Genomic DNA, 7999 nt, shown 5'->3' with positions numbered 1-7999 from the left:
TACACAAGCATCAATAGTCCGAGCCGCCGTAGCGACTGCCGGATCGACTCAGCGATCAGGCAGGGTGATGTTGAGTTCCAGAATCGAGCAACTGCCCTGGCTTTCCAGTGCAACATGTACGTCGTCGTTGCCGATGTTGACGTATTTGCGGATCACGTCGACCAGTTCCTTCTGCAAGGCTGGCAAGTAATCCGGCGTGCTGCGCTGGCCGCGCTCATGCGCCACGATGATCTGTAGACGCTCTTTCGCTACCGAGGCGGTACTTGGCTTTTTGTTGGCACGAAAGAAGTCAAAAAGGTTCATTACCTACCTCCAAACAGGCGCTCGAAGAATCCCTTCTTCTCGACATCGAGGAAACGGTGGGCTTTTTCTTTGCCCAACAGGCGGTCGACGGTATCGCTGTAAGCCTGACCGGCATCGCTCTGGTCGTCGAGAATCACCGGTACACCCTGGTTGGATGCCTTGAGCACCGCCTGGGATTCCGGGATCACGCCGAGCAGCGTTACCGAGAGGATTTCCTTGACGTCTTCAACGCCGAGCATTTCGCCCTTTTCAACACGCTCTGGATGGTAGCGAGTGATCAGCAGGTGTTCCTTGATCGGGTCTTCGCCACGTTCGGCGCGACGCGATTTGCTCGCCAACAGGCCGAGCATGCGGTCCGAATCTCGTACCGAGGACACTTCCGGGTTGGTCACGACGATCGCTTCGTCAGCGAAGTACATGGCCAGGTGTGCACCTTTTTCGATGCCGGCCGGGGAGTCGCAGACGACGAACTCGAATTGTTCCTTGAGCTCCATCAGGACTTTTTCCACGCCTTCGACAGTCAGCGCGTCTTTGTCGCGGGTCTGACTGGCGGCCAGTACGTAGAGGTTTTCCAGGCGCTTGTCTTTGATCAGCGCCTGTTGCAGGTTGGCTTCGCCGTTGACCACGTTGACGAAGTCATACACCACGCGGCGCTCGCAACCCATGATCAGGTCAAGGTTACGCAAGCCCACGTCGAAGTCGACGATCACTGTTTTGTGGCCGCGCAGAGCGAGGCCGGTACCGATAGCGGCGCTGGTGGTGGTCTTACCCACACCACCCTTGCCGGATGTAACCACGAGAATCTTGGCCAAGGTGTTTCACCCCTAAGGAAGAAGGACTTTTTAGCCCCTGAAAAACATCTCTTGAAAACTACTGCAGTCGGACAGCCTTGGCTGGAATTCGGCGTTGAGCCTTTTTCCTACTTCGTTTGAGCCGTTTTCGCTACGTTTTAGAGATGCTTGGAAAATGCGGCAGTATCCGTTAAAGCCGAATGATGTTCAACACGTCGCCCGACAGGCTGACCTGTACGCCCGAGCCCCACATAGGGTCGCGACGCAAATCTTCGGAAACCTTGTAATGACCGGCGATGGAGATCAGTTCAGCGCTCAATTGCTGACAGAAAATCCGTGCCTTGGTGTCACCCTTCACGCCGGCCAGCGCCCGACCGCGCATCGGGCCGTATACATGGATGTTGCCATCGGCGAGAAGTTCCGCCCCCGGACTGACCGAAGACACCACGACCAAATCGCCACCCTGCGCATATATCTGTTGGCCACCACGTACTGGCGTGGTGATGACGCGGGTCGGTTTGACCGTTGGCTCCGGCGGTTTTTCCGGTTTCTTTTTGACTTCGGCTTCCGCTGTTTCCAGCGGCCGCTCACGGGCGCCGGACGGCGGCAGCACCGGAATATCGATGGCGATGGCGGCGGCGATGTCTTCGATGCGGCTGGCGCGAATCGCCAGGGTGCGCAGGCCATGTTGACGGCAGACGCGCATCAGGCCCGGCAGATCGACGGCACCTTCGCTCGGCGGCAGTTTGTCCAGCGCCAGAACCAGCGGCGCGTTGCTGAAGAAGTTCGGCGCCTGGGCGACTTTGGCGGCCAATTGCCGATCGAGGCTTTCGAGGTCGTTACGGGCCAGTTCCAGCACAGTAATGGCCAGCATGCTGCCCTTGAGCTGGAATACGGGATCTTGGTCTAACGGTTCTGTTTGGCTCATGTCGGCATACAACGGCTTGTCACTAAAAGTGCCGAGACTTATAACGAGAACGCCCGCAGGCCGCAAGCCGGGTCGAACGATGTAGAATGCGCGGCCACTGTATTTACGGAAGCTTTAATGGATCGCCCGCGTTTTCGAAAAGCATTTCTTGCTCCACGCTTCTGGCCGCTCTGGTGCGGTCTGGGGCTTTTATGGCTGATCGTGCAGTTGCCGTATCCGGCGTTGCTGACCATCGGTCGAGTTTTGGGCGCCTTGATGTATCGCGTGGCCGGCGACCGGCGGCGCATCGCCAAGCGCAATCTTGAGCTGTGCTTCCCGGAAAAATCCGCCGCCGAGCGCAAACGTCTGCTCAAGGAAAACTTCGCCTCCACCGGCATCGCATTCTTTGAAATGGCCATGAGCTGGTGGTGGTCGCGTGAACGTCTGGCCAAGCTGGCCCACGTTGAAGGCCTGGAGCATTTGCAAAAGGCCCAGCGCGAAGGCAAAGGCGTGATCCTGATGGCGGCGCATTTCACCACGCTGGAAATCGGCGCGGCGTTGCTCGGCCAGCAGCACACCATCGACGGCATGTACCGCGAGCACAAGAATCCGTTGTTTGACTATGTTCAGCGTCAGGGCCGTGAGCGGCACAACCTCGATTCGCTGGCGGTGGAGCGTGACGACGTGCGCGGCATGCTCAAGCTGCTGCGCTCCGGTCGGGCGATCTGGTATGCGCCGGATCAGGATTACGGCGCCAAGCAGAGCATCTTCGTGCCGCTGTTCGGCATTCAAGCCGCGACTGTTACGGCGACAACGAAATTTGCCCGTCTGGGCAAGGCGCTGGTCGTGCCGTTCACGCAGGAACGTCTGGCCGATGGCAGCGGTTATCGCTTGGTGATTCATCCGCCGCTGGAAGATTTCCCCGGCGAAACCGAAGAAGCCGACTGCATCCGCATCAACCAGTGGGTCGAGAGCGCTTTGCGTGCCTGCCCCGAGCAATATCTGTGGGCGCACCGTCGCTTCAAGAGCCGTCCACCGGGCGAGCCAAAGCTGTACGCCAAACGCGGTTGATTCACCCATCCTTTCAAGCACCATGGAGTGTTGCGATGAGCCCAGCTGAACCGGTCACAGGTTTGATTCTTTCCGGCGGCGGGGCTCGGGCGGCGTATCAGGTGGGGGTGCTGGCGGCGATTGCCGAATTGCTGCCGGTGGGCGCGGACAATCCGTTCCCGGTGATCGTCGGCACCTCGGCCGGGGCGATCAACGCCGTCAGCCTGGCCAGTGGCGCTACAGACTTTCGCGCCGCCATCGAGCGTCTCACCTTGTTCTGGCAAGGCTTTCGCAGCCATCGCGTGCTGCGCAGTGACTGGCCCGGGGTTATCCGTCAGGCCAGCCGCTTTGTCAGCCACAGCCTGCTCGGCCTTGGTCGGCAATTGCCGGTGGCGCTGCTCAACAGTTCGCCGCTGCGCGAACTGCTCAATGAAAAACTGCACATGCCCGGCATCGCCGAATCGATTGCTCGCAAGCAATTGCATGCTGTGGCGGTGACCGCATTCGGCTATGAGTCGGGGCAGGCGGTGACGTTCTATCAGGGCGGCGGCAAGATCGATTCATGGCTGCGGCATCGGCGCATCGGGGTGCCGACGCAGTTGTCGGTGGATCACTTGCTGGCCAGTTCGGCGATTCCGTTGTTGTTTGCGCCGGTGAAAATCGGTGATGAATATTTCGGTGATGGCGCCGTGCGGCAATCGGCACCGATCAGCCCGGCATTGCATTTGGGCGCGAGCCGGGTGCTGGTGGTCGGTGTCAGCGGCAACCCGCGCGGGTTTGATCCGCAGCAGCCGCTGGAGCGCGCCTACACGGGGCAACAGCCGACGCTGGCGCAGATTGGCGGGCACATGCTCAACAGCACGTTCATTGACAGCCTCGAGAGCGACATCGAGTTGCTGCAGCGTCTCAACCAGTTTAGCCACTTGATGCCTGCCGGCACACCGACCCGCGAGCTCGGTGTGGCGCCGGTGGAGGTGTTGGTGATTTCGCCGAGTCAGCCAATTGATGAGATCGCGGCGCGGCATCGCCAGGAATTGCCGGCGGCGTTGCGTTTGTTTTTGCGCGGGCCGGGAGCGACCAAGACCAGTGGGGCAGGGGTGTTGAGTTATCTGTTGTTCGAGGCGGGGTATTGCAGCGAGTTGATTGATTTGGGGCGCAGGGATGCGTTGGCCAAGCGCGAGGAGCTGTGCCGGTTTTTGGGCATATCCGAGGCGGTGGTCCCGGCTTGAGATTTGTGGTGCCGCCATTCGCGAGCAAGCTCGCTCCCACAGGGTTCGGCGTCGTATGCGGCATTTGCATTCAACATAGAACCACTGTGGGAGCGAGCTTGCTCGCGAAGGCGTCCATACGGACGCCGCCGGATCAGAAGTGGAACTTCACCAGGAAACTCGTGGTGCTCTGATTGGTCTTGAACGCACCGGTGTCGTCGATGCCGTACTTGTCTTTCCAGTAGTCGTATTCCACACCGACATACAACTGCTTCTCGCCAAAACTCAGCGCCTTGCCCAAGTCGTATTTGACCTGTGGGTTGAAGTGCAGGTTGGCGTGGTAGTCGCCTTTGGAGTTGGAGTCGTTGTCGGTGACCCAGTCCATGAAGCCGTCGATCAGGATGTCCGACTTGCCGACCGGGATGGTGTAGGACCAGACCGGGGTGATCTGCCAGACGTTGTCACCGGCGCGAGCACCTTGGGTGTGACGCTGGTAGAAGTTCAACTGGAAGTAGTCGAAGCCCGGGATCGCCAGGTCGAAGCCTGGACCGATCAGGTACGACTCGGTGTCGCCTTCGCCGAACTCGTAAGTCATCGCCACCAGCACGTCTTTGATCGGCCCGAATTCGATCTTCTGGTCGAGCACTTTGCCCAGCGAGATGCGCGGGCTGAACTCACCGTAGTAGGTGTTCGGACCGTTGCTGAAGTCCTTGCCACCGTTGTAGAAGATCTTGTCGAGGAAGAAGAAGTTGTCCCCGTACTTCCACGCATCGGCGTGCTCGAAGGTGACGGTCTGCTGGATGCGCGGGTTGACCTGGAAGTCCTTGCCATACAGGTAGGTCAGGCTGTTGTTCTGCCACTGCAGCAGGCCTTCGGCCATGGCCTGGCCGCCGGCCAACATCGATCCCGCGAGCATCAGGCTGGTGCACATACGTTTCATTCGGTTGCTCCCAAAGTAGGTGTTGCACGTTTATTTTTTTAAGATCGGCGCTCTGGTGTGGCGCCTTTTTTCGTTGCTGCAAAAGTCATCCGATCGGTCAGCTTCGTTGCTGTTAGCAAGAGCCGAGCCAAGGCTTTCGAAAAGCAAAAAAACACCCGCTCGGCTGCTGAAAAACAGTCGATTGAGTGTGTTTTCGGGATGCCTCGGTACTGACCGGGGCCGGGATAAGTTGGCTTTTCGGTCAGGAATTAAATCCGGGCTTTTTTTTAGACCGAATTCAAGAGGCCGCGGAGAATACTGACTCAACGGCCAGGCCTCAAGTGCCCCGCAACAGAGCACCGACGACAGGCATGGGGCACGGTTGCGGGCCATCTTAGAAGTGCACCTTGACCAGCAGGCTGGCGGTGTTCTGATTGGTGTCGAAGTTGTGCGTATTTTCGACGCCGTATTTATTTTTCCAATAGCTGTATTCGCTGCCGACATACAGCTGCTTGTGGCTCCAGCCGAGGGCTTTGCCCAGGTCATATTTGATCTGCGGGTTGATGTGCAGGTTGGCGTGATAGGTGCCGCGCGAGTTCTCATCGTTGTCGACCACCCAATCGAGATAGCCGTCGATCAGCACATCGGAATTGCCCAGGGGAAAGCTGTAGGACCAGCCGGGGGTGATCTGCCAGACGCCATCGCCGGGGCGTGGGCCTTCGGTCTGGCGGCGGAAGATGTTCAGGGTGACGTAGTTGAAACCGGGCACCTTGAGGTCGAAACCGGGGCCGATCAGATAGGCCTCGCTGTCGCCTTCGCCGTACTCGTAAGTCATGGCGAGCAGGACGTCTTTGATCGGGCCGAACTCGAGCTTCTGGTTGAAGATCTTGCCGAACGAGAAGCGCGGGGTGAATTCACCGTAGAACGCGTGGGGGCCTTTGTTCGCGTCTTCTTTGCCGTTGTAGAAGATCTTGTCGACGAACAGGAAGTTGTCGCCGTACTTCCACTTGTCGGCGTGCTCGAAGGTCAGCGTCTGCTGGATCGACGGGTTGATCGCGAAGTTCTTGCCGTACAGATAGCTGAGGCTGTTGGTCTGCCACAGCAGTAAATCGCCGGCCATGGCCTGACTCGCGGCCAGCAGGCCGCCACTCAACAGAACGTTGGTTTGCGTGCGAATCATCTGTTGCTCCCTCTTGTTTTTATTGTTGAGGCAGGGTGTTGCACAGTCCCTGTGGGAGCGAGCTTGCTCGCGAAAGCGGTGTGTCATTCAACAGTGATGTTGACTGACATGGCCTCTTCGCGAGCAAGCTCGCTCCCACAGGGTTACTCCGTTAGTGCTGGTGCGCGTGGCAGTCGTTGATCGCTGCGCGCTCTTTGCCGCCGAGAATGTTGAACAGCAGGTTCAGCGTCAGCGCACTGAGCGTGGCCATGGCGATGCCGCTGTGGGTAATCGGGCTCATCCACATTGGCAGGTGCGCGAAGAACTCCGGACGTACCACCGGGATCAGGCCCATGCCGATGCTCACCGCGACCAGCAACTGGTTGCGACGGTCACCGATGTCGGCTTCCTGAAGAATCTTGATGCCCGTTGCGGCGACCATGCCGAACATCGCAATCGCTGCGCCGCCCAACACTGCTGGGGGAATAGAGGCAACAAGGAATGCCGCTTTCGGCAACAGGCTCAACACGATCAGCAAGCCACCGGCAACGATGGTCACCGAGCGGCAGCGCACGCCGGTCATCTGCACCAGGCCGATGTTCTGCGCGAAAGAGGAGTGGGTAAACGTGTTGAAGAAACCCGCCACGAACGAGGCGCCGGCATCGCACAGCAAACCGCGACGCAGCATGCGCGGGCAGACTTCCTGGCCGGTGATCTTGCCCAGCGCCAAAAACATCCCGGTCGACTCGACGAAGATGATCACCACCACCAGACACATCGACAGGATCGGCGCGAGTTCGAATTTCGGCATGCCGAAATGCAGCGGAGTGACGAATTGAACCCATGGCGCGTTGGCCATGCCGCTCAGGTCAACCATGCCAATTGCACCGCACAGCAGGTAGCCAAAGCACATGCCGATCAACACGGAAATATTGACCCAGAAACCGCGCATGAAGCGGTGAATCAACAGAATCGTTCCCAGCACCAATGCGGCGATGGCCAGATAAATCGGAGAGCCGAATTGAGCAGCAGCGGCGCCGCCACCGGCCCAATTCACGGCCACGGGGAACAGCGACAAACCGATCGAGGTGATGACCGTGCCGGTCACCAGCGGCGGGAAAAAGCGCACGACCTTGGACATGAACGGCGCGATGATCATGCCGAAGAAACCGGCGGCGATCGTTGCACCGAAGATGCCTTGCAGACCGATACCGGGCATGCCGGCCATGGCGACCATGCTGCCGACAGCGGCAAAACTGGCGCCCATCATCACCGGCATGCGGATGCCCATCGGGCCGATGCCCATGGACTGCACGATGGTGGCGATGCCGGCGACCAGCAGGTCGGCGTTGATCAGGAAGGCAATTTCTTCACGACTCAGGCCAGCGGCCTGTCCAATGATCAGCGGCACCGCGATGGCACCACCGTACATCAGCAGAACATGTTGCAAACCGACCAGGATCAGTTGCAAAAGGGGCAATCGCTGAATGGCGGGTGCGTCGGGGATGCGCGCTTTGGACAGCTCGGACATGCAACACCTCGGATTTTTTTATTCTTGTGATTGAACAGCTGCCGGGTTGCTCACAGCTGTTTCTGTGCATCAGGTAAACCGCTTTAAGGCGATTCGCGAGCAGGCTCGCTCCCACAGGAAATGCGCGATCT

At 59.0% G+C, this 7999-nt stretch carries 8 protein-coding genes; 2 read left to right on the top strand and 6 right to left on the bottom strand.

Annotation, left to right across the window (positions count from 1 at the left end; all coding sequences use genetic code 11):
• Window positions 1-48: 48 nt before the first annotated feature.
• The 3 genes from minE to minC form a co-directional block, all read right to left on the bottom strand.
• The gene (gene minE / locus ACW9IR_RS27740) at window positions 49-303 is read right to left on the bottom strand and encodes a cell division topological specificity factor MinE (protein ID WP_003223146.1); all 255 of its coding nucleotides are present in this window, start codon (window positions 301-303) and stop codon (window positions 49-51) included.
• Entirely contained in the window at window positions 303-1115 is an 813-nt protein-coding gene (gene minD / locus ACW9IR_RS27735; protein WP_007913953.1) for a septum site-determining protein MinD, read from the bottom strand. The genes minE and minD overlap by 1 nt, the downstream gene beginning before the upstream one ends.
• 169 nt (window positions 1116-1284) lie before the next feature.
• Entirely contained in the window at window positions 1285-2022 is a 738-nt protein-coding gene (gene minC / locus ACW9IR_RS27730) for a septum site-determining protein MinC (RefSeq protein ID WP_095114357.1), read from the bottom strand.
• A 117-nt stretch (window positions 2023-2139) separates the two neighbouring features.
• Here minC and ACW9IR_RS27725 point away from each other — a divergent pair, with 117 nt between their 5' ends.
• On the top strand, window positions 2140-3072 hold the full coding sequence (locus ACW9IR_RS27725) for a lipid A biosynthesis lauroyl acyltransferase (protein WP_095050911.1): 933 nt from the start codon (window positions 2140-2142) through the stop codon (window positions 3070-3072).
• A 35-nt stretch (window positions 3073-3107) separates the two neighbouring features.
• Window positions 3108-4280 carry a patatin-like phospholipase family protein gene (locus ACW9IR_RS27720; RefSeq protein ID WP_110721143.1) on the top strand — a complete coding sequence of 391 codons (1173 nt, stop codon included), beginning with the start codon at window positions 3108-3110 and terminating at the stop codon, window positions 4278-4280.
• A gap of 133 nt (window positions 4281-4413) precedes the next feature.
• On the opposite strand, the gene ACW9IR_RS27715 is transcribed toward ACW9IR_RS27720, so the two are convergent.
• From ACW9IR_RS27715 to ACW9IR_RS27705, 3 genes are all read right to left on the bottom strand, one after another.
• The gene (locus ACW9IR_RS27715; RefSeq protein ID WP_007913962.1) at window positions 4414-5199 is read right to left on the bottom strand and encodes an outer membrane protein OmpK; all 786 of its coding nucleotides are present in this window, start codon (window positions 5197-5199) and stop codon (window positions 4414-4416) included.
• A gap of 373 nt (window positions 5200-5572) precedes the next feature.
• On the bottom strand, window positions 5573-6358 hold the full coding sequence (locus ACW9IR_RS27710; RefSeq protein WP_102901187.1) for an outer membrane protein OmpK: 786 nt from the start codon (window positions 6356-6358) through the stop codon (window positions 5573-5575).
• 151 nt (window positions 6359-6509) lie between these two features.
• The gene (locus tag ACW9IR_RS27705) at window positions 6510-7868 is read right to left on the bottom strand and encodes a nucleobase:cation symporter-2 family protein (RefSeq protein WP_095119998.1); all 1359 of its coding nucleotides are present in this window, start codon (window positions 7866-7868) and stop codon (window positions 6510-6512) included.
• Window positions 7869-7999 lie beyond the last annotated feature (131 nt).

Source organism: Pseudomonas sp. SDT291_1_S447 (genome assembly GCF_054070155.1).
This window is presented reverse-complemented; position numbering and strand designations above follow the sequence as displayed.